We start from the raw sequence: 24,250 nt of genomic DNA, 5'->3' as shown, positions 1-24,250 counted from the left end.
TATCCATCAAGCACTTGATTGACAAGGCGGTCGCCATGACCGCGACCGGCGGCACGCTTGCTCCGCGCCTCGCCCGCCGGTCAGGAGGAACGTGGCTCCGCGGCCGTCTTCAGCAGGTCGTCGGTCCAGTCGGAGGTGTGCTGGTCCACGACCGGGAAGCCCGACGCCCACGGCCCCTCCCAGTGCACGCTGATGCCCGGGTTGTGCAGGTGCTCGACATCTCCGGCGACGACATCGAACACGGCACGGCGTCGGACAGTTGGAAGCACGCGTACCTGCCGGTGCGGGAACCGGTCCCCGTCCACCAGGGCGACCGGGTCGCGCTCACGTTCTCGCGCCGCCGGGCCTCGGACGCGTTGTCCGGCCAGCACTACCGTGGGCGGGCACCGTCCTGCGCGGCGACGCCGTCGTCGCACGGTTCGACCACCTGTCCTGACCGCGTTGCCGGCCGTTTCGCTCGGTGCGGTCGACGTTGACCTTCGTCGCCTTTTGACGTTCAATGCTTCGACGTTCGCGACGTCAGGAGGCGGCGATGGTGCTGAGCCGACGGGACGCCCTGCGCGTCGGAACGCTCGGCGCCGCCGTGGCGGCCACGGGAGCGCTGGGCGGCACCGCCTACGCGGACCCCCGGCGCCTCCACCCCGAGAACACCACGCTGGACCGCACCCTGCTGCTCGGCCCGCCGGGCGCGGGCGGGTACCGGCCGATCGTGCGTGGGCCGGGCGAACCACATCTGGTCCGCGACGAACTGCTGACCACCGCCCGCCGGGGCGGCGGGCACCACGGCCGGGGTCGCGCGATCGTCGCGTTCGGACAGCTCACCGACATCCACGCGATGGACACCCAGTCGCCTGCCCGGGTGGAGTTCCTCGACCGCTACAACGATCCCGACTCGCCGTTCGCGAGTCTGCTGCCGTTCGAGTCGTCCTACCGGGCGCACGAGTTCCTGTCCGCGCACATCAGCGACGCCATGGTGCGCGCGATGAACCGGGTCGGGCTAGGGCCCGCGACAGGGCTGCGGCTGGCGTTCACCATCGCGACCGGCGACAACGTGGACAACGTGCAGCACAACGAGCTGCGCTGGTACATCGACCTGCTCGACGGGCGGCGGGTGCGGCCCGACTCCGGCGACCTGACGCGTTACGAGGGCGTCGCCGACCAGACGTCCTACGACGTGCGGTACTGGCACCCGGACGGCACGCCCGCCGGTCAGCAGGACGACCTACCGCGTGCCCGCTACGGTTTCCCGACCGTGCCGGGGCTGCTCGACGCGGCGCGGCGGCCGTTCCGCGCGGCAGGCCTGGACATGCCGTGGCTCACCGCCTACGGCAACCACGACGGTCTGATCCAGGGGAACCTGCCGCCGGTCCCCGCGCTGGCGCCACTGGCCGTCGGCGACCGCAAGATCGTCGACCTGCCGCCGGGCACCGACGTCATCGTCCTCGCCCAGCAGCTGCAGACGCTGGACCCGCGTGGCCTCGCGACCCTGCTGGGCGGTCCGGCGCGCACGGTCACCGCGGACCCGGACCGGCGGTTCGTGAGCCGCGTCGAGACGATCCGCGAGCACTTCGCCACCACGTCGTCGCCGAGGGGGCACGGTTTCGGCCGGTGGAACCTGGACACCGGCAACGCCTACTACGCGTTCGACCAGGGGCTGGTGCGCGGCATTGTGCTCGACACGGTCAACCCCAACGGCGGCTCGGAGGGCTCCATCGACGCCGCGCAGTACGCGTGGCTCGAACGTGAGCTGACCGAGGGCAGCAGCACACCCGGCCACCGCCGCGGGAACCGGCTCTTCGTGATCTTCAGCCACCACACCGTCGGCTCGATGGACAACGTCGTCGGCGAACCGGGCCGGGTCGACGGTGCGGGCGTCCGCGACCTGCTGCTGCGCTTCCCGAACGTGGTGCTGTGGGTCAACGGGCACACCCACCGCAACACCGTGATCCCCCACCGGGCGGCGGCCGGCGGCGGCTTCTGGGAGGTCAACACGGCCGCCCACATCGACTGGCCGCAACAGTCCCGGGTGCTGGAGCTGGTCGACAACGCCGACGGCACCCTGTCCATCTTCGCCACGATCGTGGACATGGACGCACCCGCGAACCCCGGGCGGCGACTGGACTCCCCCACGGCGCTCGCCGCGCTGGCCAGGGAGCTGGCGGGCAACGACTGGCAGTCCAGGGAACGTCCGGTACCCGGCGAGGACGGCCGCCGAGGGTCGGTCTCCGACCGCAACGTGGAACTGCTCGTGCCGACACCCTTCCGCACAGCGGTGGGATAGCCGGCTCGCCAACCGTCGAGGCCGCGTCCGCCCGAGGCCGAGGAGGCATCGACGGCAACGCCGCTCACGCCGAGACCGGGTGTGTCGAGCGGCGTCGTTCTGTGCCGACCACGTGGTCGGCACAGAACGCCGACTCCGTGCTCGGACCGGTGGTTCAGGCCGGGGCGGAGCGCGTCAGGAACCGGGCGAGCCCGTCGCGGACGCCGTCGGTCCCCAGTGTGCCCGCGAAGCAGGCCGCCTCGACCGAGAGCGCCTCGTCGATCGGCAGGTTGATGCCCCGGGTCACCGCACGCAGGCAGGCGGCCACCGCATCCGGTGCGTGCCGGGTGATCCTCGCGGCGAGCGCCCGCGCGGCCGCCATCAGCTCAGGCGCCGGGACGACCTGGTTCACCAGACCCAGCTCGGCCGCCCGCGTCGCGGCGACCGGGTCACCGGTCAGGACCAGCTCGAGGCCACGCTTGCGCCCGACGTGCCGGGGCAGGCGCTGCGAACCACCGAACGGCGGCGGGAAGCCGAGGGTGATCTCCGGCTTGGCGAACGTGGCGTGGTCGGCGGCGATCGCGAGTGGCGCGGCCTCGGTGATCTCGCAGCCCGCGCCGTAGGCGAGGCCGTTCACCGCCACGATCACCGGCTTCGCCAGCTCCTCGATCCGCCGGGTCAGGCCCTGTCCGCGACGGACGATCTCACGCAACGCCCGCTCCGGACCCGCCGCGATGCTCCCCGCGAGCGACGGGATGTCGGCCCCGGCGCTGAACGCCCGGTCGCCCGCGCCGGTGAGGATCACCGCCCGCACCGCGTCGTCGGCCTCCAGGCGATCGAGCACGGCGCGCAGCTCGTCGATGGTGGCATAGTCGAGCGCGTTGAGCTTGGCCTGGCGGTCGATGGTGACGACGGCGAGGTCGTCGTCCTGCTGGACGTGGACGGTCACGGAGCCTCCTGGGGAACGCGTGGTCGACGCCACGCTAGAACCTCGAAAGCAGGACAATCGACGAATTGTCCTGGATACAGTGGCGGGGTGCGCATCCCGAGCTACAAGCCGGTCGTCGACGACCTCGCGGCCGCGATCCGCGCCGGCACGCTCACCCCCGGCACCCGGCTGCCCACCCACCGCGCGCTCGCCCGGCAGCGCGGGATCGCCCTCGCGACCGCGACCCGCGCCTACGCCGAGCTGGAGGCGGCCGGGCTGGTGGTCGGCGAGCCCGGCCGGGGGACGTTCGTCCGGGACCGTTCCGGCTTCGACGGGCCGGAACCGAGCCGGGTGCTCGCGGTACCCAGGACAGCCGACCTGTCGTTCAACCAGCCCACCTCGCCGGGAGAGGCAGACGGGCTCCGGCAGGCACTGCGGGACCTCGCAGGCGCCGGCGACGCGGAGGCGTTGCTGCGCCAGTCACCGCCCGCCGGGCGCACGGCCGACCGGGCCGCCGTCGCGACGCACCTGCTCGACCGTGGCCTGGACGTCCCGCCGGCCCAGGTGGTGCTCACGGGCGGGGCGCAGCACGCGCTGGACACGATCCTGCGGTGCACGACGCGCCCCGGCGACGTCGTCGCGGTCGACGCCCTGACCTACCCGGGACTCAAGCTGGTGGCGGGTGTCCAGGGCCTGGACCTCGCGCCGGTCCCCGTCACCCCGAGCGGCCCCGACCTGGAGGCCCTCGACCGCCTCTGCCGCGACCGGCCCGTCCGCGCCGCGTACGTGATCCCTACCCTGCACAACCCGCTGGGCTGGGTGCTCGACCACGAACAGCGCGAGCGGCTCGCACACATCGCGAGGACCCGCGACCTGCTGCTGGTCGAGGACGGCACCTACGCCTACCTCGACCCCGACGCACCGCCGCCGCTGCAGACGTACGCCCCGGAACGGACCTGCTACCTGGCGAGCCTGTCGAAGAACGTCGCGGCCGGTCTGCGGTTCGGGTTCGCCGTGCTGCCGCCGCACCGGGTGGACGCCGCGCGGACCGTGCTGCGGGCGTCCACCTGGGGGCTCCCGACGATCGTCACGACGCTGGTCCGCGGTTGGCTGGCCGACGGCACCGTGGCGCGGCGGGAACGCGAGCGCCGCGTGGATGCCGCCGCCCGCCAGACGATCGCCCGTCAGGAGCTGGCGGGCCTGGACGTCACCGCGCATCCCGTCTCGTACTCCTGCTGGGTGCGCCTCGCGCCCCACCTGCACACCGCGGCGGTCGCCGCCGCCCTCGCGGACGCGGGCATCCTCGTCGCCACCGCCGCCGCGTTCTCGACCACGCCTCACCCGCCCCGCGCGCTGCGGATCGCACTGGGCGGCACCGCGCGTGCCGAACTCGCACCGGCACTTCGCGGGCTCAGGCAGGTGCTCGACGGGTTCCCGCCCTGAGGCGCGCTACGTCGGCTCACCCGGGAACGGCGGTCGGGAGTCGTGGCCGCGGTGAGCTGGAAGTCGGCCGGGTCGCCCCTGCGGGATCTCCTGCTGCTTGGGACAGGTGTATGAGTACACAGAGGACTGGATGTCAGCGGGGCAGGTGTTGCCAGCCCTTGTCGTCCGGCGGGTAACTGTCCGGCGCTTGGCGGGGCGTCACTCGGTTGGCGCACTGTTGTTGACTCTGCGCTTAGCACGCCGGGCCGGGTTGGGCCGAACAGGTACTGATCGTCACTCGTCGGGCGGACGATCCAGATATCACTACGATGGGAGAAGAGAATCCTCTGTTTGTCCACAGTGGAGTGAATGTCTGGGGGTGCTGGACGGGTGGTGGCACACGTCCGGGTGCGCGAGCAGGTTCCGTTACCGCGCAGCTCGGAAGAGGACCTGGTCACGACCGCGAACCGGCACGATCGGTACACGGTTTCCGTCTGTCGCACGGAGGAGGCCGCGGTCGAGCGGCTCCGCGCCGAGATCGACGGCAGGCGGGTGGCGCTGATCAGTGACCACACGGTGACGAGGCTGCACGCGCGACGGCTCGCGGAGATGTTGGCCGACAACGGCTTGTCCGTCACCGCGACCTCGTTCCCCGCCGGCGAGGCCAGCAAGAGCCTCACCACGGCCACGCAGCTGCTCGACTGGCTGGCCGGCACCGCACTGGCCCGCCGGGACGTCGTGCTCGCCGTCGGCGGCGGGGTGGTGATCGACACCGTCGGCTGGGTGGCCAGCGCCTACATGCGTGGCGTGCCCTACATCAACGTGCCGACCACGCTGCTCGCGCACGTCGACGCGGCGCTCGGCGGCAAGGTCGCGGTGGACCACCACACCGCCAAGAACCTCATCGGGGCCTTCTACCACCCGAAAGCCGTTGTCTCCAACGTCTCCTACCTGCGCACGCTCGACCGCAGGCAGCTCCGGTCCGGGCTGGCCGAGGTGATCAAGAAAGGGGTCATCGCGTCGCCGGAGCTGTTCGAGTTCATCGAGCACCGCCACCCCGCGATCCTCGACGGCGACCCGGCGACCACGGCCCGCCTCGTGCACGGCGCGAGCGTCGTCAAGACCAGGCTCGTCGCCAAGGACCCGTACGAGCGGGATTTGCGGCGCCCCTTGAACTTCGGGCACACCGTCGGCCACGCGGTGGAGACCGTCACCGACTACGGCCCGATCCTGCACGGAGAGGCGGTCGCCTTCGGCATGGCGTGCGCGGCACGGATCGCCGAGCGGCGAGGACTGCTGGACTGGCGGACCAGGGCACGCCTGGTCGACCTGCTTGCCGCGGTCGGTCTCCCCGTCGTGCTGGACGACCTGCCCGTCGAGCTGGACGTGACGGCCACGATCGGCGCACTGCGGCAGATCCGCAAGATCCGCGACGGCGTGCTGCGCTTCGTCCTGCCTGCCGCGCTCGGCGAGACGGTGATCGCCGACGACGTCACCGAGGACGAGATCCGGGCCGCGATCACGGCCGACGCCACCGGGTACCGACAGGCCGGCTGAGTCCTCGGTAGACGGTCAGACGTGCGCGAGGCCGTGCCGGTCCTCGGTGACGGTCTCCCCGGCGAGCACGATGGAGTCGGCCACCGTCACGCCCTCGGCGACCGTCGCGCCGGGCAGCACGATGGACCCGCGCACCTCGGCTCCCGGCTCCACCCGGGAGCCCGGGTGGAGCACGCTGCCCTCCACCACCGCGCCCGGCGGCACGGGCGCGCCGACCAGGCTGTTGCACCCGGGCAGGTACGTCGGCGCCGCGCTGGACAGCGTGCGCGGCATGGCCTGCGGGTCCATCGGCAGGTCGAGGAGCTTGAGCTGCTCGACCCGGTAGCGCTCCACGGTGCCGATGTCCGCCCAGTAGCAGGAGATCGGGAACGCCGACACGCGCCGGCCGGTCGCGATCATGTGTGGCAGGACGTCCTTGCTGATGTCGTGCTGCCAGCCGTCCTCCCCGAGCGCGGTCAGCTCGTCGAGGACCTCCCGCAGGGTGTCGATGCGGAACAGGCCGAACGCCGTGAAGACGAGGTCGGAGGTCGGCTCGGCCGGCTTCTCGACCAGTGCGCGCACCCGCAGTTCGTCGTCCACCTCGACCATGCCGAACAGCGACACGTACCGGCGCTCGATCCGCTGCACGCCGATGGTGCAGTCGGCGCCCGACTCGCGGTGCGCGGCCACCATCGGCGCGTAGTCCAGCAGGTACACGTGGTCCGCGTGCTGCACCAGCACGTCCCGCGCGCCCGGCGCGAGGAGGTACTCGGCGTTGGTCAGCAACGCGTCGGCGGTGCCGTGCTCCGGCGGCCTCGGGGGCAGGGGTTCGCCCTCGGCGAGGCCGCCTGCCGACCGGAGCAGCTCGTCGTGGGGCCCGAAGTGGATGCGGGTGCCGGGGTGGCCGGTCCAGTGCGCCAGCAGGTGCCGCGCGAGGTCGGACTCGCGGTGCAGCGACAGGAGCACGACCTCGGGCACGCCCGATCGGACGGCGTTGACCAGGCTGAAGTCGACCAGCCGGCAGGACGCGGCGTAGGGCACGAGCGGCTTGCACAGCCCGTCGGTGAGCCGGCCCATCCGTTCGCCGAGACCGCCGGCGAGCAGGCCGGCACGCACGCCTTCCAGTGCGCTCACCAGGTGCGCCCCTGTGGTGTGCCTGCCGGCAGCAGCGTGCGCAGTGCCGCCACGGACGTGCCGATGCCCTGCCGGGTCGGGAGCAGGGCGTCCTCGTGCTCCACGTAGATCACTCCTCGGTAGTCCTCGTCGAGCAGGGCGGCGACCGTCCGTGCCCACGGCAGCTCGCCGCACCCGAGCGCCCGGAACCGGATCGGCGGGCCGGGGCCGTACCGGGACCACCCGGCACCGCGCGGGTCACTCGGCTGCCGCCACACCTGAAGGTCCTTGGCGTGCACCGCGGCGAGCCGGTCACCCCAGCAGCCGACGGCGTGCACGGGGTCGTGCCCGACCGCGGCCATGTTGGCGACGTCGAGGCACAGCCCGACGTCCGGCGCGGCGTCGAGCAGTGCCCGCGCGCTGGCGGGGTCGTAGACCACCTGCTTGGGGTGCGGCTCGACGACGACCCGCACGCCGGTCTCGCGGGCGAGCGCGAGCGCTGGTGCGGCCGCCTCGGTCCAGGCGGAGACGTTGTCCCGCCAGGAGACCTCGCTCCCCCACCAGGACAGCCACCTGCCGAGGTCCGGCACGCCCAGCATGAGCCGCGCCTGCGGCGCCCCGATCCCGGCGGCCAGCGCGACGGTGCCGAGCGCGGCGCGTTGGCCGTACTCGCGTTTGTCGGCGGGGGAACCGGCGAACACCGGGTCGGTGTGCGGCCCGTGCGGCCCGAGCACGAGCTGGGTGTCGCGGCTGTTGCTCACACACCCGACGCGCACACCCGCAGCCCGCAGCACGTCGGCGAGCTCACGGTGGTGGTCGGTGTCGGTGAGCCGGTCGGCGTCGGTGAGCCCGAAGCAACGGTCCGCGGGCAGGTCGACAACCTCGACGCCGACGTCCGCCGCGACGGTGACCGCGCCGGCCAGCCCGAGCGGCGACAACGCGGCGAGGCACAGACCGACCTCGACGGGCGCGGGTGTCTCGCTCATGGGGCCGTCCCGAGTTCGCGGGGCCATGCCCAGCGGCCCGCGAGGGTGTTTGGGAACTCGTCTCGGTGTGTGGTGGCGGCGGCGAGCACCATCGCGACCGGGTCGTCGACCACCGCGGGGCGCGGTGTGGCGCCCAGTTCGTCGGTCAGGCGCCCCGCGAGCGCGGCGGCGAACTCCGGGCAGCCACGGAACACCCCGCCCGACAGCACCGCCGACCACGTGCCGCCCCCGAGCCCCGCGCGGTCCCTGGCCGCACGCACGCCGGCGACCAGCTCGTCCAGTGCCCGGTCGACGATCGCCCCTGCCACCGCGTCGCCTGCGAGCCAGCAGCGGCACACCGCCGGCGCCAGAGCGGCAACCGCGGCTTTCGGGAACGGGCGTGCGGCCAGCGTGCGGGCCAGGTCGGTGATCGCCCCAGCCGAGTTCGCCGTCAGTTCCTGAGCGAGCAGTGTCCTCGGGCCTCGGCCGTCCGAGCCGCGCACCGCCGCCCGCAGCCCTGCCAAGCCGATGTCGAAGCCGCTGCCCTCGTCGCTGCCCAGGTACTCGCACCCGCCAACGGACACGGGCGGGTGCGATCCGTCGCCGGCCAGGAAGCCCGACCCCGTGCCGCACACCACCGCCACTCCCCTGCCGCACAACGGACGCGCGGCCAGCAGCGGCACGATGTCCCGGGAGATCACCAGTGTGCCGGTCAGGCCCGCCACCGTGGCCAACGCCGTCAGCCGTGCCAGCTCCGGTTCCGGGGCGTCCGCGTCCACGGTGGCGGTCGCGAGCCAGCCGAACACCGGTCGGGGGCCGAGATTGTCGGCCAGCACCGCGAACAACGCGCTCAGCTCGGCGTCCGCCGCCGCCGCGCCCACCGACGCCGGGTTGATCGAGCCCACGCCCCACCGGTGACCGCCCTCGGCCATGGCCGTCGTGCAGCTGCCCCCGGCGTCGACCGCCCAGCACCGCACCCCTGGCCACCTCCCTGTCGCCGTCCGTCAGCAACGCTACCGAAGCCGCGCTTCCGGGTAATCGGGCAAACGTGGCTATCGTGAGCACCGGTACGGTCACGCACCGTGCCGGAAGATCGCGGCGACGCGGGACACGGAGGTCACGTGCGCGGGAGGACCGGAGGAGTACTCGGGCTGCTGGCGGTTGCCGCGACCTGGGGGGTGTTCTGGGGCGGCTGGGCCGCACTCATCCCCGACCTCAAGGACGCACTCGAACTCGACACCAGGGGGCTCGGCCTCTCGCTGTTCGCCGTGCCGGTCGCCGCGGTGCCCGCCATGGTGTTCACCGGCAGGCTCGCCGACCGCTTCGCGCAGCACACCCTGCCTGCCGCGACGGTGGTGTTCGCGGCAGGCATCACCCTGACGGCGTTCACCACTTCGGTGCCGCTGTTCGTCGTCGCACTGCTGCTGGTCGGCGCGGGCAGCGGCGGGATCGAGGTGGCGCTGAACGCGACCACCGCCGCGCACGAGGCCCGGGACGGCGTGCGGCTGTTCAACAAGGTGCACGCGGCGACCCCGCTCGCCATGGTGCTCGCCGGGCCCGCCGCGGGCCTCGCCAGGCAGCTTGACGTCAGCAGGCAGGTGGTGTTGTTCGTGGTCGCGGCGCTGGTGCTGGTCAGCGCGGCACTCGCGGTCGACCGGCGTGGCTGGCAGGGCGCCGACGCCCCGGACGAGACCGCCCTGCCCGTGACCGGGTCGCGCTGGCTGCGGCCGCTCCTGTGGGTCGGTGCGGTCGCGGCGACCGTGCTGCTGATGGAGAACGCGGTCGAGCAGTGGGGCGCGGTGCACCTCCAGCAGGACCTCGGCACCGGACCGCTGCTGGGCAGCGCCGGGCCTGCCGCGTACATGGCGGGTCTGTCCGCCGGCCGGATGCTCGCGCAGTGGAGGGGTGATCGGTTCGCGGAGGCGACGCTGGTGCGGATCGGCGCGGTGGTCGGGGGCTGCGGCCTGGCCGTCGGTGCGTTCGCGGGCCTGCCCGTCCTGACGCTCGCGGGCTTCGCGCTCGCCGGGATCGGTCTGGCACCGATGGTGCCCACGCTGCTCGCCGCCGTGGGCAGGTCCGTGGAGCCGGGACGCAGGTCGACCGCGATCTCCGTGGTGACGACGACCGCGTACGCGGGTTTCCTCGCCAGCCCGCCACTCGTCGGACTGCTGGCCGCGGGGATCGGCCTGCCGCCCGCGTTGGGCGTGGTGGCGGCGCTCGGGCTGGTCGTGCTGCTCGGCGCCCAGGTGCTCCGACTGCTGCCGCAACCCGATCTTCACCCTGCAGAGGTGACACCTCCTACGCTATCGTGACTCTGGCGGCGCAATTCGACACGGAACGTCACCAATCTGCCCTGGGAGGCTCGGGTGGGTGAGCCCTTACGGGTGTTGGTGGTTGGGGCGGGTTACCTCGCCTCGCACGTGGCCCACCAGTTGCGGGCGGCGGGACACCAACCGACGCTGAGTTCGCGCCGCCGCCCGGCCACCCCGGAGACCGCCGACCTGCCCTGGTCCCCGCTCGACGTCGGCGACGCGGCACAGGTGCGCACGCGGATCGCCGAACTGCGACCGGACGCGGCTGTCGTGGTGCACGGCCCGTCGGACATCACCTGGTGCGAGGAGCACCCGGACGAGGCCGCCGACGCGCACGCGGGTGGCGCCGCACACCTCGCCGCCGCGCTCGACGGCAGGCGGGCGCTGCTGATCTCCACCGACAACGTCTTCTCCGGACACAAGGACAGCTGCGCCGAGTCGGAGCCACCCGAGCCGGCCAACGCCTACGGGCGCGCCAAGCTGGCCGCGGAGGACAGGTTCCTGGCCACCGGCGCGGCACTGGTGCTGCGGGTGAGCCTCGTCTACGGCTGGGACCCCGCGGGCCTGCGCCCGAACTTCCTCACCACGTGCGTGCAACGCATGCGTGCGGGCCTGCCGGTGCCGGTGCCCGCCGACCACTGGAACAGCCCGGTACTCGTCGACGACGTGGCCGCCTGGACCGCGGCACTGCTGGGCACCGACCACACCGGCGTGCTGCACCTCGGTGGTCCCCGCAGGCTCACCAGGCTGGCGTGGGCCCAGCACCTCGCGACCGCGTGCGACGCCGATCCGGCACTGATCCGGCCCGTGCCGAGGACCGAGAGCGCCTACGCGTGCCGCCCGCGCAACGCCTGCCTGCACAGCGAACGGGCCGGGGCACTGCGTGAGCTGACCGGCCTCGACCCGGTCGACGTCCTGTCCGCCAGCAGCCGCCTGATCACCACCGGAGGAACGTCCCCGTGACCGATCGCCACCTGTTCCTGGCCAGCAAGCGCGCCGCGGTGAGCTTCGCGCCCGACCCCGACACCGGAGCGCTCCGCCCGTGGCTGGCGCCCGGCGGCACCGGCAACGTGGTGGCCGACCAGGCCGGCATCCTCGGCGTGTCCTGGATCGCCAGCGCGGACACCGACGAGGACCGCGAAGCCGCCGCGGAGCACCCGGACGGGCTGGAGGTCCGGCTGCCGTCCGGGCGGGACATCCGCATCCGGCTGCTGCGCCACGACCGGGAGACCTTCGCCGTGGTGCAGAACCTGCTCACCGCGGAGTTGTTGTGGGCGGCCAACAACTACGGCTGGGACCGGTGGACAACGCCCACGTTCGGCGAGGAGACCTACACGGCGATGGACCACTTCGCCAGGTTCACCGAGGACTTCGCGGGCGCGCTGCTCGGCGCCTCCGCCGAGGTGGCCGACCCGGTATACCTCGTGCACGACTACCAGCTCATCGGCGTGCCCGCGTTGCTGCGGCAGCGGCGCCCGGACGCGCCGGTGCTGCTGTTCGTGCACATCCCGTGGCCGTCGGCGGACTACTGGCGGATCCTGCCGAAGCCCGTGCGCACCGCGCTGGTCGAGAGCATGCTGCCCGCCACCACGATCGGGTTCTTCGCGTGGCGGTGGGTGCGCAACTTCCTCGACTGTGTCGCGGATCTGCTGCCGGACGCGGAGGTCGACCGGGAGGCGGGCGTCGTGCACTGGCGGGGCCACCGGTGCCGGGTGCGGGCCATGCCGCTCGGCTACAGCCCGCTCGCCCTGCGCGGTCGCGCGCCCCGGTTGCCCGACGGTGTCGAGGAGTGGGCGGGCGCCGACCCCCTGGTCGTCCACAGTGGACGAACGGACCCGATGAAGAACGCGGTGCGTGCGGTGCGGGCGTTCGTGATGGCGGTTCGCGGGGACGAACGACTGGGCTCGGTCAGGCTGCTGGTCCGGATGAACCCCAACCGGCTCTACGTTGACGCGAACGCCGACTACAAGCGGCGGGTGGAGGACGCGGTCGCGGAGGCCAACCGCGAGCTGGGCGGCGACCGGGTGCGCAGCCACTGCGACAACGAGGTGGACCACACGATCGCCTGCTTCGAGCGCGCCGACCTGCTCGTCTTCAACTCCACCGTGGACGGGCAGAACCTGAGCACGTTCGAGGCCCCGCTGGTCAACACGAGGGACGCCGACGTGGTGCTGTCCGAGATGTGCGGCGCCGCCGAGGTGCTCGCACCCGTGTGCCGGACGGTGAACCCGTTCGACCTGGTCGAGCAGGCCGAGGCGATCCGGGCCGGGCTCACCGCACCCGCGGAGGAACGGGCGGCGGCCGCGAAGCGCAGGCGTGAGGTGGCCGCGCCGTGGACGCTCGAGGAGTGGGTGCGTGCCCAGCTCGACGGCCTCGCGGAGGACCACGAGGACAGCCATGGCTGACGCGTTGGATCCCCAGGACGTCGCGCAGTACCAGCTCGGCGACGCGCTGCTGGTCGGCGGGTCGGGGGTGCGTGCGTGGGACAGCACCGGCCGCGAGTACCTGGACTGCGTGTCCGGCACCTTCAACCTGCTGCTCGGGCACAACCACCCCGAGGTGATGGCCGCGATCAGGGAGCAGACCGAGCGGCTGGTGTTCGCCAGCTCGTCGTTCCAGACCGAGCCGACCAACGAGGTGATGCGGGAGCTGGTCAGGATCAGCCCCGAGAACCTGACGAGGGTGAACCTGCGCAGCTCCGGCGGCTCGACGGCGAACGAGGGCGCGATCAAGATCGCCCAGCACCACACGGGGAAACGGGACGTGATCGTGCCGTTCCGAGGACAGGTCGGCCAGACGCTGGCCGCGGCGAGCCTGAGTGGCAGCAGCCGGATGCGGGCGCCGTTCCCGTACCGGTTCCCGGGTTCGGTGCACGTGCCGGAGCCGTACTGCTTCCGCTGCTTCTACCGGCAGCACCCGGACACGTGCGGTTTCTGGTGTGTGCAACGCATCGACGACTTCATCGACTACGCCAGCTCCGGCAGCGTGGCATGCCTGATCATCGAGCCGGTGAGCGGCGTCGGCGGCAACGTGATCCCGCCACCCGGTTACCTCGCCGAGCTGAAGGCGTTCTGCGAGGAGCGGGACATCCTGCTGATCTTCGACGAGATCCAGACCGCGTTCGGCCGCACCGGGCAAATGTTCGCCGCCGACACGTTCGGCGTCTCGCCGCACATCATGACCGTCTCGAAAGGACTGACCGGCAGCGGCCTGCCGCTCGCCGCGATCCTCACCGAGGAACGCATGAGCGGCTGGGACCGTTCGCTGCACGGGTTCACCTACGGCGGGCACACACTGTCCGCGGCGGCCGCGGTGAAGACGCTGGAGATCGTGCAGCGCCCGGGTTTCCTGGAGAACGTGCGTGCCAGCGGCGCGGTGTTGCTGGACCGGTTACGCGCGCTGCGGGCGGATCACCCGATCGTCGGGGACGTTCGCGGCCTCGGCCTGATGCTGGGGGTGGAGCTGATCACGCCGGACGGCGGCAAGGCGGTGGCCGAGACGCACGCGTTCAACAAGGAGCTGCACCGCCAGGGCGTGATCACGCGGGTGTCCGAACACGGGTTGGGCAACGTGATCGAGCTGCGGCCGCCGCTGGTGCTGAGCACGGCCGACGCGCACCTGATCGCCGACCGGTTCGGGGCGGCGCTGGACGAGCTGCCGTGAGAGTGGAGCTGGGGCCCGCGGGACCCGTGCTGTCGCACGAGCCTGCGCGGCGCCCGCCGGACGGTCCCGCGGTGCTGGTGCGGATCGAGCTGGCCGGGCTGTGCCGGTCGGACCTCAAGGAGGTGACGGGGGCGAGGCACGGCGTGAGCCAGTTCGGCCACGAGATCGTCGGGGTGGTGACGGAGTCGGACGTGCCGGGGCTGCCTCCCGGCCGCAGGGTCGGCCTGGACCCGAACGTGCCCGCGGTGCGGCGGGGTTCGGGGTTCGCCACGGAGATGTGGGTGGCCGGGCCGGTCGAACGGTTGGTGGCGGCGTTGCCCGTGCTGCCGGACGGGTTGTCCGCGCGGCGGCTGGTGTTCGCCGAGCCTGTCGCGTGTGTGCGGCACTGTCTTTCCGTGCTCACGATGGATCTCGGCAGACCGCTTCGGGATCTGCGGCTGGCCGTGCTCGGCGCGGGGACCGCCGGGGTGCTGGCGGCGGGGCTGGCGCACGCCGGTGGGGCGTCGGTGGTCGTCGGCAACCGTGGTGGCGATCGGACCGAGTTCCTGCGGGAGCGGCGGGTGCTGGAGGTGCCGGTCGGGCCGCTGTCGGAGCTGGCTTCGGACGGCGTGGACGCGGCGGTGATCACGACCAGTTTCGTGCGACCGGAGGTGCTGGCCGAGGCGCTGCGTGTGGTGGTGCCGGGTGGGCTGGTGCTGCTTTATGGCGGTACCAAGCCAGGTGACGCGCTGGCGGGCCTCGACTGCGACCTGGACACCGTGCGGCGCACCGAGTCCGCCGTGTCCACGCGGTGGTGCGGCAAGCCGGTGGTGGTCGCCGGCAGCTACGGCACGGTGCCCGCCGACTTCGGCGCGGCGGTGGAGGCTCTGGCGGGCATCGCGCTGCCGGTGGAGCGGATGATCACGTGCGAGGTACCGCTCGCCGAGCTGCCGGGTGTGTTGCGGGAGCAGGCGTCGGGGCGGTTCCTCGGCAAGACGCTCGTGCTGCCGTAGCTCAGCACCCGGCGATGGCGAGCACGGCAGCCAACCCACGGGGCCGGTCCGCGGCACGGTGGTTCGGCAGCAGGTACACCGGCATGCCGACGGCGGTGGCCGCGCCGTCCCTGACCGGGTCGTCGCCGACGAACAGTGCCCGCTCGGCCGGTACCCCCAGTCGTGTGCACGCTGCCTCGAACAGCGCGGGCTCCGGTTTGACGGCGCCGTGCTCGCAGGACAGCGTGAAGCTCGTGACCAGCTCGGCGACCCCCAGCGCGGCGAACGCGGGTCGGATGTCCCAGCCGATGTTGCTCACCACGCCGAGTGCGATTCCGGCCCGGTGCAAGGAGGTGAGCACCGGGGCGGTGTCCGGGTAGGCCCGCCAGCTCAGCGGGTCGGTCAGGCAGGCGTACACCGCGTCGGCGAGCGTCCGGGGTTCCTGGCCGGGCAGGAACCCGGTGGCGGCCTCGGTCAGCAGCTCCGTCCACACGGTACGGTGCCGGTCCGCCGACCGGTCACACCCTTCGCGGCGTGCGTGTCCGGCGGGGGCGTCCACCGTCGCCAGCGACACCTCGACGAGTCGCGCCGCCTGCTCGTCGTCCAGCGCGACCCCGCGCTCACCCGCGGCGGCCCGCACCCCGGTGACGGTCAACACCGCCGCGTCGTCGAACAGGGTGGCGGAGAAGTCGAACAGTACGGCGTCCACGTTCCTGGCCATCGTCCAGACGCTACCCGGTCACCTGGTCGGCGAGACGATCACGGGTGAGCCCTGCGGCACCGGGAGCACCTGCACCTTGCCCGACTTGATGGCCTCGTTGACCGCCTGCTGCTGTTGGTAGGCCTGGTAACCGGGGATGCCGCCGGGGAAGTTCGCCGCCGCCTCCTTGTCGACCTCCGCCGCCTCGCTGCGCAGCTGTGCCGCCTGCTTCGACGTCAGGCCCTCCATCAGGTCCGGCTGGATGCCGGGTTTCTGCAACAGCACCGAGTTGATCGTCATCAGGTCGACGCCCATGGTGAGGTTCTTGAGCACCTTCGGCAGCTGCGCGAGGACGTCACGCTCCCACTGCGCCTTCGACGGTGCGTCGGTGTAGAGCTTCTGCCAGGGGTACTTGAGCGCCTCGTTGTCGGTCGCACGGTCCAGTGCCGCGCCGACGTAGTTGCGCAGCAGGGCCGACCAGCCCTCCTTCATCTGCTCGCCGCCGTCGGTCGGCGCGGCGTCGTACTTGTAGGCGATCAGCTCGTGGAACATCTGCAGCTTGCCGCCCGGCCAGGCCTTGCCGGTCGGGTCGGTGAACGGGGTGCAGTCGGTGTTCAGGGTGAACTTGACCGTGCCCGTCACCTTGATCTCCTGGGAGTCCTGGGTGGTGGACGTCAGCGCGGCGGAGTCCATCTTGTCGCCGTCGCCGAAGGAGAAGTCCCGCTGGCCGCTCGGGTAGTAGTAGTGGTCGTCGTTCACGTCGCTGACGTCGCGCTCGGTCTCGCACTCGACGAACTTCCGCGAGTCGAACGGGCCGCTGCCGTACTGCAGGGACACCTCGCTGGAGGTCGGGTTCCCGATCGAGCAGCCGGTGAGCACCACGGCCGCGGCGAGCGCGGACAGGGTGCCGGGTCGGATCTTCATCCCGATCAGCTCCGTTCGGTTGGCGTTCGGTGCGCGGGCTGCCTTCCGCACCGTGTCCGAACGCTAACCACACGTGCGCGGGAGAGGTCCCGAAACGATCCTCTTGTTCCTCAGTCGAGACCTGTCCGGTTCAGGCCGTGAAGTCGGTTCACGACCCCTGGCCGACCGGCGGTTGAACCTGTCGACGGACGCAGGCGTAGTGCGGGGCAAGGGCCATCGACACGAGAGCTGTGACCAAGGGAGGTTCCGATGGGAACCATCGACGCCGGAGCGGGAAGCTCGAACTACACACATGCCGGGCCGAGCGGAGTGCTCTCGCCGGTCGTCTGGCGGATCGTCAGCGCGGTGGCCCTCCTCGCGATGGGCGGGATCCACCTCTACCTCGTCTTCGACGGGGTGGGTGGCACGCTGGGCGTGTTGTTCGTCCTCAACGCCATCGGCGGGCTGGTCCTGGCCATCGCGATGCTCGCCGCACCACGGCGGTTCCTGCTGCCGGCCGGCGTGCTCAGCCTGTTGTTCATGGTGGGGACGCTGCTGGCGCTGGTACTGGCACTGACCGTCGGCCTCTTCGGGATCACCGAGACCCTCGGCTTCACCCTGGTCCCGACGACCCTCGTCGTCGAGTCGATCGGCACCATCGTGCTCGCCGTGACGACCGCGCTGGCGCTGCGCCTCCAGCGCACCCACTGACGGCGCTGCCATCCGTTCGCGCCGCTGTCGGCAGCGTGTGGAGTATCTCGTCAGTGCGGCACGGAGGTCGGCTGTTCCGTCGGTAGTGTCTCCCTGCCGACGAACGTGCTGGAGATGGAACTCGTCGACGGCGCGCTGAACCTGGTCGACCTGCTGGTCGGCTCCGGGGAGAACGCCTACCGGTCGGGACGGGCCGAGTTCACCGACGTGACGATCAGCGCCGGGTCGGCCGCCGCGGGCACGTTCACCATCACCGGCCTGCACCTCGACTACCACCTCGGCGCCGAGGGCTGCCAGGCAACCGAAGGGGCCGGCGGATGATCACGCGGTGGCGGCGGTCGTGCCCGTTCGTCGGCGGGCTGCCCACCGCGGGCGCCAGGGTCGAGCTCCTCGTCGTGGCGAACACCTCGCCGGGACTGCTGCGGTTCACCGGTGCGGGCGCCACCGCCAGCTGAGTGCTGAGCGGGCTGCTCGTCGTCGCCGGTGTCACCCTTCTCGCGCAACCGGCGCTGCGGACCTTCGCCGGGGTCACGGGCCCATGAGCGTGCCCGGGACCACGAGCGGCAAGGTCCAACGCTCCCGAGCCCGCGACGAGTTCAGGGCAGGCCGTCTCACGACCCTGCATTCCGACCACCCGACGCCCTGAGCCGGGCGGCGTCGAAGGGGGCGCGGTCGAAGATGAACCGGCTGTGGGTGATCTTGCCTGCCACGACGGTGACGCACTCGGCGGCCGGCGCGCTCGGCACCGGCACAGTCTCGGTGTCGTACACGACCACGGCCGTCCGGTCGTCGCCGAAGGAGGCGATCAGCGACGCGTTCTTCAGGGTGCCCACGAACGGCGCCATGAACGCCCGGTACGCGGCGGCGCCCTCGATGCGGCCCGCGGGTGCGTCGCAGACGACGTCCTCCGCGACGTAGGCCATGGCACCGTCCAGGTCGTGGTTGGTCCAGGCCTCGAAGTAGGCGAGCGCGGTCTGCTGGGCCGGGCTGGTCATGTCGGTCTCCTCGTCAGTCGGGTCCTCCGACCTGTTGAGACACCGGCCGCGTCGGGAACGGAACGCTGTCGGTGGGAAGTGGCACGATTCCGATGTGGACCAGGACAGGCTCGAGCGCGTCCGTGCCGGTGACGGGCACGCGTTCGCCGCGCTCACCGAACCGTACCGGCGTGAGCTGCTCGTGCACTGCTACCGCATGCTCGGCTCGCTGACCGACGCCGAGGACCTCCTCCAGGAGACCCTGCTCGCGGCATGGCGTGGCCTGGCCGGGTTCGAGGGCCGCTCCTCGCTCCGGTCGTGGCTGTACCGCATCGCCACCAACCGCTGTCTCAACGCGATGCGTGCGGTCAACCGCCGCGTGCCTGCCGAGCCGACACCGCCGTTCCAGCCACCCGAGCCGTCGCGGCGCGGTGAGATCACCTGGCTACAGCCCTGCCCGGACGCCCTGCTCGACGGCATCGCCGACACCGCGCCAGGACCCGAGGCGCGGTACCAGGCGGCCGAGGCCGTCGAGCTGGCCTTCGTGGCCGCCCTCCAGCGCATGCCACCCCGGCAGACGGCCGTCCTGGTGCTGCGTGACGTGCTCGGTTTCGCCACCGACGAGGTCGCCGACATCCTCGACACCACCCCGACCGCGGTCAAGGGTGCCCTGCAACGTGCTCGGGCGGCCCTGGACGGCGAGCGTCCCCCGCCGCGGCCGGGAGCGGCGGCGGAGCGGGAGCTGGGGCGCCGCTTCGCCGAGGCCTATACCGCCGCCGACATCGACGGGCTGATCGCGCTGCTCACCGACGACGCCTGGCTCGCCATGCCACCGGCGCCACACGAGTACCACGGCACCGACGCCATCGCCGCCTTCCTGCGTGCCTCGTTCGCCTACCGGGCCGACCGCACCAGCCACCTCGTCCCCACCCGCGCGAACGGCCTGCCCGCCTACGGCACCTACCTGCGCGAACCCGGAGCGCCGGCCGCGACCCCCGCCGGCCTGCTGGTCCTCGCCTCGACCGGCGACCGCGTGCACGCCGTGACCCGCTTCCACCTCGACACCCTCTACCCCCGCTTCGGGCTCCCCACCCGGCTCGACTGACCCCGGCTGAAGGCTTCCTGAAGATGGGGCGCGCGTCCTGGCCGCGCCTCGCCCCGGCCGTCGATGATCGGCGCATGGGAGTGCTCAGCGAGCAAGCCGCCGTGCGCAGGCTCTGGGACAGGTTCGGCTTCGGGGCCGCGCCCGGGGACCTGACGCGACCGTTCGACGAGACGCTCGACCGGCTGCTCGGCGCACCGGCAGGCGGCGGCACGGCGCCGCCCGAGCTGCCGGTGACGACGAAGCCGCCGAAGGACGACCAGCAGGCCCGCAAGACCGCCAACAAACAGCGTGCGGCGCAGGAGAAGCAGCTCGCCGCCTGGTGGCTGGACCGCATGGTGACCACCCAGGGCGCCGACGTGACCGCGGAGCGCATGACCTGGTTCTGGCACGGCCACTTCGCGACCAGCGCGCAGAAGGTCAAGGTGCCCGCGCTGATGCTGAAGCAGAACCAGACGTTCCGGCAGCGCGGCCTGGGCAGCTTCACCGACCTCGCGCGAACGCTCGTGGTCGACCCGGCGATGATCCTGTGGCTGGACGGCGACGACAACACGACGGGCGCGGCGAACGAGAACCTCGCACGCGAGTTCATGGAGCTGTTCTCACTCGGCGTCGGGCACTACAGCGAGACCGACGTGCGGGAGGCGGCCCGCGCGCTGACCGGGTGGACCGTGAACCGCGCCACCGGTGCGACGAAGCTGGTCCCGAAGCGGCACGACGACGGCCCCGAGGAGATCCTCGGGGAGCGTGCCCAGTTCAGCGCCGAGTCCTTCGTCGACCACGTGCTCGAGCGGCCGGAGTCGGCGCCGTTCGTGGTGGGGCGCCTGTGGTTCCGACTCGTCTCCTCGACCCCGCCGGACAAGGACACGCTCGACGGGCTGGTCGGCGCCTACGGGACGAATCGAGACATCCGTGCGGTGCTGCGGGCGGTGGCGGGCACCTCGGCGTTCCGGGACGACCGGACGACGCTCGTCAAGCAGCCCGTCGAGTGGCTGGCCGGGCTGCTGCGCGCGGCGGGCCTGCGGCCGTCCACACTGGACGACGGCGTGAGCACCAAGCTCTACCAGGGGCTCGTCGCCCTCGGGCAGGTGCCGTTCCGGCCGCCGAGTGTCGGCGGGTGGCCCGCGGGGGCGGCGTTCCTGACCACCGCGGCCGGACTGACCAGGCTGCGGATCGCCCAGCTGGTGGCGAAGACGGCCGATCTGTCCACCGTGTCGGGGAAGGACCCGGTCGAGGCGGTTCGGGTCCTGCTGTCCGTCGACGCGTTCTCCGACCGTACCCGCGCGGCGCTCGGCAAGGTCGCCGCGAACCCGGCACAGGTGACCGCCCTCGCGGCGTGTGCACCGGAATACGTGGTGAGCGGATGACCGACCACATGAACCCCCTGACCCGGCGCCGGTTCCTGACCTGGACCGGGGTCGCCGCGGCGGGCGCGCTGGCCGTGGGCGCCACCCAGGTCGACTGGGACACGCTGCTGTCCGCTGCCGCCGACGACCCGCTCGACCCGTCCGACGGCGTGCTGGTCGTGGTCACCCTGTACGGCGGCAACGACGGCCTCAACACCGTGGTCCCGGCGGCCGACGCCGCCTACCAGAAGGCCCGCCCCGACCTCGCCTACCAGCCGAACGAGGTGCTCGACCTCGGCGACGGGCTCGGTCTCAACCCGGGCATGAAGGGCCTCAAGGGCCTGTGGGACGACCACAAGCTGGCGGTCGTGCGTGGCGTCGGCTACCCGAAACCGGACCACAGCCACTTCCGCTCCATGGCGATCTGGCAGACCGCGTCACCGGACACCTCCGTGTCGACCGGCTGGCTCGGCCGCTGGCTCGACGCCACCGGCGGCGACCCGCTGCACGCACTCGCGGTCGACCCGGTGCTGCCGCCGCTGCTGGCGGGCGCGACGACGGCGGCCGCGGCACTGCCGGCAGGCGGGTTGATGCTGCCCAAGGGTGACCTCGGCACCGCGTTCTCGGCCTTGGGCTCGTCGTCACGCGGTGAGGAGCACTGGCGTGCGTCGGTGGCGAAGTCGATCGCGGACCTGCACGAGTCGGCGCGTGTGCTCGGGGGTGCGGCGGCGCCCGACGAGGAGGCCGACGAGGACGAGGACCGGAACAAGGGCGCCTCGGCAGGCGGTTCAGGCGGACTGGCCGGTCAGCTCGACGTGGTCGCCCGGCTCATCGAGGCAGGCGTGCCGACCAGGGCGTACTCGGTGTCCCTCGGCGGCTTCGACACCCACGCCGACGAGCGCGGCACACAGGAGCGGCTGCTCAAGGAACTGGACGCGGCACTCACACCGTTCGCGACCCGTCTCGCCAGGACCGATCGCGGCAAGCAGGCGGTCGTGCTCGTCTACTCGGAGTTCGGGCGCCGCGTCGGCGGCAACGCCAGCGACGGCACCGACCACGGCACCGCGGGCCCGGTCCTCGTCCTCGGCGACCGCGTCAACGGCGGCTTCCACGGCGAGCAACCGAGCCTGACCGACCTCGACAACGGCGACCTCCGGTCCACGACGGACTTCCGCGACGTCTACGCCACCATGCTCGGCGACGTGCTCGGCACCGATCCCGGCAAGGTCCTCACCGGCCACGACACCCGGATGGACGGCCTGCTGCGCGTCTAGAGCGCACCGACCCCGGCAAGTCCTCGCAGGCCACGACACCCGGACGGACGGCCTGCCGCGGGTTCAGGGCAGGGTCAGCTCGAAGACCGCGCCGCCGCGACCGTCCTCGCGGGACAGGCAACGCAGTTCGCCGCCGTGGGCCCTGGCGATGCCCCGGGCGATGGGCAGCCCGAGGCCCGCGCCACCGGTCCGGTCGGAGCGGGCGGCGTCCAGGCGGACCAGGCGGTCGAAGACGCGTTCCCGGTCCCGCGGTGCGACACCCGGGCCGGTGTCCGCGACGGTCAGCCGAGCGTGGCTCGCGGTGCGTGTCGCGGTGACGGTCAGGGTGCCGTGGCCGTCCATGGCCCGGCAGGCGTTGTCGACGAGGTTGCCCAGCACCTGCGTCAGCCGGTCGGCGTCGCCGCGCACCCACACGTGGGGGTCGCCGAGCACCTCGACCGTGACACTGGGCGCGACCAGGGCAAGCCGCTCGACCTGGGCCCCTGCCACGGCGGCCAGGTCCACCGGGTCACGGGCCGGGACCAGGCCCGCGTCGAGTCTGGCCAGCTCCAGCAGGTCCTCGACCAGCCGCCCGGCCCGCTCGGACTCCCGCACCAGCAGCACCTGCAGCCGGTCCCGCTGCACCGGATCGGCGTCGGGCCCCAGCGACAGCACCGCCTCGGCCGCCGCACGCACACCCGCGATCGGGGTGCGCAGCTCGTGCGCCGCGTCGGCGACGAAGCGGCGGGTGCGCTCCTCCGACGCGCGGGCCGCCCGCTCCGCACCCTCCAACGCGTCCAGCATGTCGTCGAACGCGGAGGCGGCACGCCCCAGCTCCGTGTCCGCCCTGGACGGTCGCAGCCGACCACCCCGACGGCCACCCGCGATCGCCCGCGCCAGCCCGGTCATCGCGTCCAACGGGCCGAGCGCCAGCCGCATCCCGAACACCAGCCCCAACGCGGTCAACAGCAGCGCCGCGGCACCCGCGCCGAGCAGCACCTGTCGCAACGTCCTCGTCGCACCCGAGAGCAACGCCGTGTCCGCGCTGACCACCAGCCGCGCACCGGCGATCCTCGGCGACCCGGTGAGCGTCGCCCGCACCTGCCGCAGGTCGCTCCCCCGCACCGGCTCCTCCCCCAGCCGCTCGCCCGACGGCAGTGTCAGGCTCACCCGCAGCCCCGGCGCGTCCACGCGGCGCACCAGGTTCGCGGGTGTCACGTTCTGCCGCGCCAGCTGTTTGGCCAGTTGGACCCGCCCGGCGAGCAACGCGTTCAGCCCCCGCTCGGCCTGGGCGGTGAACACCGCGTGCACGGCGATCCCGGCCGCGACCAGCACGACACCGAGCACGGCGAGCGCGGTCAGCGTGACCCGCCTGCGCAGCGACCCGGTCCGCACGCCGCTCATGCCCGCAACACGTAACCCCGGCCACGCACGGTGTGCAGCAGGCGCGGCCCGTGTTCCTCCAGCTTGCGCCGCAACGCGCTCACGTGGACCTCGACCAGGTTCTCGGCGTACTCCTCGTACCCCCACACCCCCGTCAGCAGCTGGGCCTTGCCCACGACCCGGTCCCGCCGCCGCGCGAGGAACACCAGCAGCCGCAGCTCGGTTGCGGTCAGCTCGACCGGCACGCCACCACGCCGCACCACACCGTGGTCGAGGTCGATCAGCAGGTCGCCGACCTCCACGACCGGCTGCGCGCGGCCCATGCGCCGCAGCACCGCCTCGACCCGCGCGACCAGCTCGGCGAGCACGAACGGCTTCACGACGTAGTCGTCGGCCCCGCCACCCAGCCCACGAAGGCGGTCGTCCACCGCGTCACGGGCGGTGAGCAGCACGACCCCGACCGCGGAGTGCCTGCGGATCACGTCGAGCAGCGCGAACCCGTCGCGACCGGGCAACATGACGTCGAGCACGACCAGGTCGGGCCGGAACTCCGCCAGCTGCCGCTCGAGGTCGACGCCGTCGGGCCGCCCCAGCACCTGGCAGCCCGCAGCGGCCAGCGCGGACTCCACCGAGACGCGGATCGCCTCCGCGTCCTCCACGACCAGTATCCGCGCCGCCTCCACCCGACCATTCTCGATCATCCGCGCG

The 24,250-nt window shown here is 72.6% G+C and carries 24 protein-coding genes; 14 read left to right on the top strand and 10 right to left on the bottom strand.

Annotated elements, in window-relative coordinates; genetic code table 11:
* Positions 1-80 precede the first annotated feature (80 nt).
* Complete coding sequence (locus tag CLV71_RS47495) at positions 81-242, bottom strand: hypothetical protein (protein WP_166663956.1); 162 nt, start codon at positions 240-242, stop codon at positions 81-83.
* Between the two features lie 290 nt (positions 243-532).
* Between CLV71_RS47495 and CLV71_RS05915 the strand changes: the two genes are divergently transcribed.
* Positions 533-2,281, top strand: a complete 1,749-nt coding sequence (locus CLV71_RS05915) for a TIGR03767 family metallophosphoesterase (protein ID WP_133901571.1) — start codon at positions 533-535, stop codon at positions 2,279-2,281.
* A gap of 154 nt (positions 2,282-2,435) precedes the next feature.
* On the opposite strand, the gene CLV71_RS05910 is transcribed toward CLV71_RS05915, so the two are convergent.
* Positions 2,436-3,209: an enoyl-CoA hydratase-related protein gene (locus tag CLV71_RS05910; protein ID WP_133901570.1), complete on the bottom strand. Its 774-nt coding sequence runs from the start codon at positions 3,207-3,209 to the stop codon at positions 2,436-2,438.
* An 87-nt stretch (positions 3,210-3,296) separates the two neighbouring features.
* Here CLV71_RS05910 and CLV71_RS05905 point away from each other — a divergent pair, with 87 nt between their 5' ends.
* Both CLV71_RS05905 and aroB read left to right on the top strand, forming a co-directional pair.
* Positions 3,297-4,631, top strand: a complete 1,335-nt coding sequence (locus CLV71_RS05905; RefSeq protein WP_133901569.1) for an aminotransferase-like domain-containing protein — start codon at positions 3,297-3,299, stop codon at positions 4,629-4,631.
* Positions 4,632-4,979: 348 nt separating this feature from the next.
* A complete protein-coding gene (gene aroB, locus CLV71_RS05900) occupies positions 4,980-6,167 on the top strand; it encodes a 3-dehydroquinate synthase (RefSeq protein ID WP_133901568.1) in 1,188 nt (395 codons plus the stop codon).
* Positions 6,168-6,182: 15 nt separating this feature from the next.
* On the opposite strand, the gene CLV71_RS05895 is transcribed toward aroB, so the two are convergent.
* Genes CLV71_RS05895 through CLV71_RS05885 form a run of 3 tightly spaced genes read right to left on the bottom strand, consistent with a single transcriptional unit; the run spans position 6,183 to position 9,201 of the window.
* On the bottom strand, positions 6,183-7,280 hold the full coding sequence (locus CLV71_RS05895) for a sugar phosphate nucleotidyltransferase (protein ID WP_243866242.1): 1,098 nt from the start codon (positions 7,278-7,280) through the stop codon (positions 6,183-6,185).
* On the bottom strand, positions 7,277-8,245 hold the full coding sequence (locus CLV71_RS05890; protein WP_133901567.1) for a sugar phosphate isomerase/epimerase family protein: 969 nt from the start codon (positions 8,243-8,245) through the stop codon (positions 7,277-7,279). The genes CLV71_RS05895 and CLV71_RS05890 overlap by 4 nt, the downstream gene beginning before the upstream one ends.
* Positions 8,242-9,201 (bottom strand): BadF/BadG/BcrA/BcrD ATPase family protein, encoded by a 960-nt coding sequence (locus CLV71_RS05885; RefSeq protein WP_133901566.1) that lies wholly within the window; start codon positions 9,199-9,201, stop codon positions 8,242-8,244. Before CLV71_RS05885 ends, CLV71_RS05890 begins: the two co-directional genes overlap by 4 nt.
* Positions 9,202-9,345: 144 nt before the next feature.
* Here CLV71_RS05885 and CLV71_RS05880 point away from each other — a divergent pair, with 144 nt between their 5' ends.
* Genes CLV71_RS05880 through CLV71_RS05860 form a run of 5 tightly spaced genes read left to right on the top strand, consistent with a single transcriptional unit; the run spans position 9,346 to position 15,191 of the window.
* The gene (locus tag CLV71_RS05880) at positions 9,346-10,536 is read left to right on the top strand and encodes an MFS transporter (protein WP_166663955.1); all 1,191 of its coding nucleotides are present in this window, start codon (positions 9,346-9,348) and stop codon (positions 10,534-10,536) included.
* Between the two features lie 54 nt (positions 10,537-10,590).
* The gene (locus tag CLV71_RS05875; RefSeq protein WP_133901564.1) at positions 10,591-11,499 is read left to right on the top strand and encodes an SDR family oxidoreductase; all 909 of its coding nucleotides are present in this window, start codon (positions 10,591-10,593) and stop codon (positions 11,497-11,499) included.
* Positions 11,496-12,941: a trehalose-6-phosphate synthase gene (locus CLV71_RS05870; protein WP_133901563.1), complete on the top strand. Its 1,446-nt coding sequence runs from the start codon at positions 11,496-11,498 to the stop codon at positions 12,939-12,941. The genes CLV71_RS05875 and CLV71_RS05870 overlap by 4 nt, the downstream gene beginning before the upstream one ends.
* Positions 12,934-14,199: an aspartate aminotransferase family protein gene (locus tag CLV71_RS05865; RefSeq protein ID WP_133901562.1), complete on the top strand. Its 1,266-nt coding sequence runs from the start codon at positions 12,934-12,936 to the stop codon at positions 14,197-14,199. Before CLV71_RS05870 ends, CLV71_RS05865 begins: the two co-directional genes overlap by 8 nt.
* Positions 14,196-15,191, top strand: coding sequence for an alcohol dehydrogenase catalytic domain-containing protein (locus tag CLV71_RS05860; protein WP_208297407.1), 996 nt, complete (start codon positions 14,196-14,198; stop codon positions 15,189-15,191). Before CLV71_RS05865 ends, CLV71_RS05860 begins: the two co-directional genes overlap by 4 nt.
* A gap of 1 nt (position 15,192) precedes the next feature.
* Here CLV71_RS05860 and CLV71_RS05855 read toward each other — a convergent pair whose 3' ends face one another.
* Together CLV71_RS05855 and CLV71_RS05850 are read right to left on the bottom strand one after the other, a co-directional pair.
* A complete protein-coding gene (locus tag CLV71_RS05855; protein ID WP_133901561.1) occupies positions 15,193-15,891 on the bottom strand; it encodes an HAD family hydrolase in 699 nt (232 codons plus the stop codon).
* 18 nt (positions 15,892-15,909) lie between these two features.
* Positions 15,910-16,794 (bottom strand): hypothetical protein, encoded by an 885-nt coding sequence (locus CLV71_RS05850; RefSeq protein WP_133901560.1) that lies wholly within the window; start codon positions 16,792-16,794, stop codon positions 15,910-15,912.
* Between the two features lie 249 nt (positions 16,795-17,043).
* Here CLV71_RS05850 and CLV71_RS05845 point away from each other — a divergent pair, with 249 nt between their 5' ends.
* From CLV71_RS05845 to CLV71_RS47490, 3 genes are all read left to right on the top strand, one after another.
* Positions 17,044-17,484, top strand: a complete 441-nt coding sequence (locus tag CLV71_RS05845; RefSeq protein WP_208297406.1) for a hypothetical protein — start codon at positions 17,044-17,046, stop codon at positions 17,482-17,484.
* Positions 17,485-17,598: 114 nt separating this feature from the next.
* Positions 17,599-17,805, top strand: coding sequence for a hypothetical protein (locus tag CLV71_RS05840; RefSeq protein ID WP_133901559.1), 207 nt, complete (start codon positions 17,599-17,601; stop codon positions 17,803-17,805).
* Positions 17,802-17,939, top strand: a complete 138-nt coding sequence (locus CLV71_RS47490) for a hypothetical protein (protein ID WP_166663954.1) — start codon at positions 17,802-17,804, stop codon at positions 17,937-17,939. The genes CLV71_RS05840 and CLV71_RS47490 overlap by 4 nt, the downstream gene beginning before the upstream one ends.
* Before the next feature lie 156 nt (positions 17,940-18,095).
* Here CLV71_RS47490 and CLV71_RS05835 read toward each other — a convergent pair whose 3' ends face one another.
* Positions 18,096-18,479, bottom strand: a complete 384-nt coding sequence (locus tag CLV71_RS05835) for a nuclear transport factor 2 family protein (RefSeq protein WP_133901558.1) — start codon at positions 18,477-18,479, stop codon at positions 18,096-18,098.
* 94 nt (positions 18,480-18,573) lie between these two features.
* On the opposite strand from CLV71_RS05835, the gene CLV71_RS05830 reads away from it, so the two are divergent.
* The 3 genes from CLV71_RS05830 (at position 18,574) to CLV71_RS05820 (ending at position 22,180) form a co-directional block, all read left to right on the top strand.
* Positions 18,574-19,563, top strand: coding sequence for an RNA polymerase subunit sigma-70 (locus CLV71_RS05830; RefSeq protein WP_243866241.1), 990 nt, complete (start codon positions 18,574-18,576; stop codon positions 19,561-19,563).
* Between the two features lie 74 nt (positions 19,564-19,637).
* Entirely contained in the window at positions 19,638-20,927 is a 1,290-nt protein-coding gene (locus tag CLV71_RS05825) for a DUF1800 domain-containing protein (protein ID WP_133901556.1), read from the top strand.
* A complete protein-coding gene (locus tag CLV71_RS05820; protein WP_133901555.1) occupies positions 20,924-22,180 on the top strand; it encodes a DUF1501 domain-containing protein in 1,257 nt (418 codons plus the stop codon). Before CLV71_RS05825 ends, CLV71_RS05820 begins: the two co-directional genes overlap by 4 nt.
* Positions 22,181-22,243: 63 nt before the next feature.
* Here the strand turns inward: CLV71_RS05820 and CLV71_RS05815 are convergent, their stop codons facing one another.
* Together CLV71_RS05815 and CLV71_RS05810 are read right to left on the bottom strand one after the other, a co-directional pair.
* Entirely contained in the window at positions 22,244-23,563 is a 1,320-nt protein-coding gene (locus CLV71_RS05815; RefSeq protein ID WP_133901554.1) for a sensor histidine kinase, read from the bottom strand.
* The gene (locus CLV71_RS05810) at positions 23,560-24,243 is read right to left on the bottom strand and encodes a response regulator transcription factor (protein WP_133901553.1); all 684 of its coding nucleotides are present in this window, start codon (positions 24,241-24,243) and stop codon (positions 23,560-23,562) included. The genes CLV71_RS05815 and CLV71_RS05810 overlap by 4 nt, the downstream gene beginning before the upstream one ends.
* Between the last annotated feature and the right edge of the window lie 7 nt (positions 24,244-24,250).

It is taken from the genome of Actinophytocola oryzae (assembly GCF_004364325.1).
Lineage (GTDB): Bacteria > Actinomycetota > Actinomycetes > Mycobacteriales > Pseudonocardiaceae > Actinophytocola > Actinophytocola oryzae.
The sequence above is the reverse complement of the archived record's forward strand: the minus strand, read 5'-3'. Positions and strand labels throughout refer to the sequence as shown.

Coding starts and splice junctions, on each gene's coding strand:
- CLV71_RS05855 (WP_133901561.1), bottom strand. CDS start 15,891: ATGGCCAGGAACGTGGACGCCGTACTGTTCGACTTCTCCGCCACCCTG.
- CLV71_RS05850 (WP_133901560.1), bottom strand. CDS start 16,794: ATGAAGATCCGACCCGGCACCCTGTCCGCGCTCGCCGCGGCCGTGGTG.
- CLV71_RS05890 (WP_133901567.1), bottom strand. CDS start 8,245: ATGAGCGAGACACCCGCGCCCGTCGAGGTCGGTCTGTGCCTCGCCGCG.
- CLV71_RS05820 (WP_133901555.1), top strand. CDS start 20,924: ATGACCGACCACATGAACCCCCTGACCCGGCGCCGGTTCCTGACCTGG.
- CLV71_RS47490 (WP_166663954.1), top strand. CDS start 17,802: ATGATCACGCGGTGGCGGCGGTCGTGCCCGTTCGTCGGCGGGCTGCCC.
- CLV71_RS05915 (WP_133901571.1), top strand. CDS start 533: ATGGTGCTGAGCCGACGGGACGCCCTGCGCGTCGGAACGCTCGGCGCC.
- CLV71_RS05815 (WP_133901554.1), bottom strand. CDS start 23,563: ATGAGCGGCGTGCGGACCGGGTCGCTGCGCAGGCGGGTCACGCTGACC.
- CLV71_RS05810 (WP_133901553.1), bottom strand. CDS start 24,243: ATGATCGAGAATGGTCGGGTGGAGGCGGCGCGGATACTGGTCGTGGAG.
- CLV71_RS05825 (WP_133901556.1), top strand. CDS start 19,638: ATGGGAGTGCTCAGCGAGCAAGCCGCCGTGCGCAGGCTCTGGGACAGG.
- CLV71_RS05835 (WP_133901558.1), bottom strand. CDS start 18,479: ATGACCAGCCCGGCCCAGCAGACCGCGCTCGCCTACTTCGAGGCCTGG.
- aroB (WP_133901568.1), top strand. CDS start 4,980: ATGTCTGGGGGTGCTGGACGGGTGGTGGCACACGTCCGGGTGCGCGAG.
- CLV71_RS05845 (WP_208297406.1), top strand. CDS start 17,044: ATGGGAACCATCGACGCCGGAGCGGGAAGCTCGAACTACACACATGCC.
- CLV71_RS05865 (WP_133901562.1), top strand. CDS start 12,934: ATGGCTGACGCGTTGGATCCCCAGGACGTCGCGCAGTACCAGCTCGGC.
- CLV71_RS05840 (WP_133901559.1), top strand. CDS start 17,599: ATGGAACTCGTCGACGGCGCGCTGAACCTGGTCGACCTGCTGGTCGGC.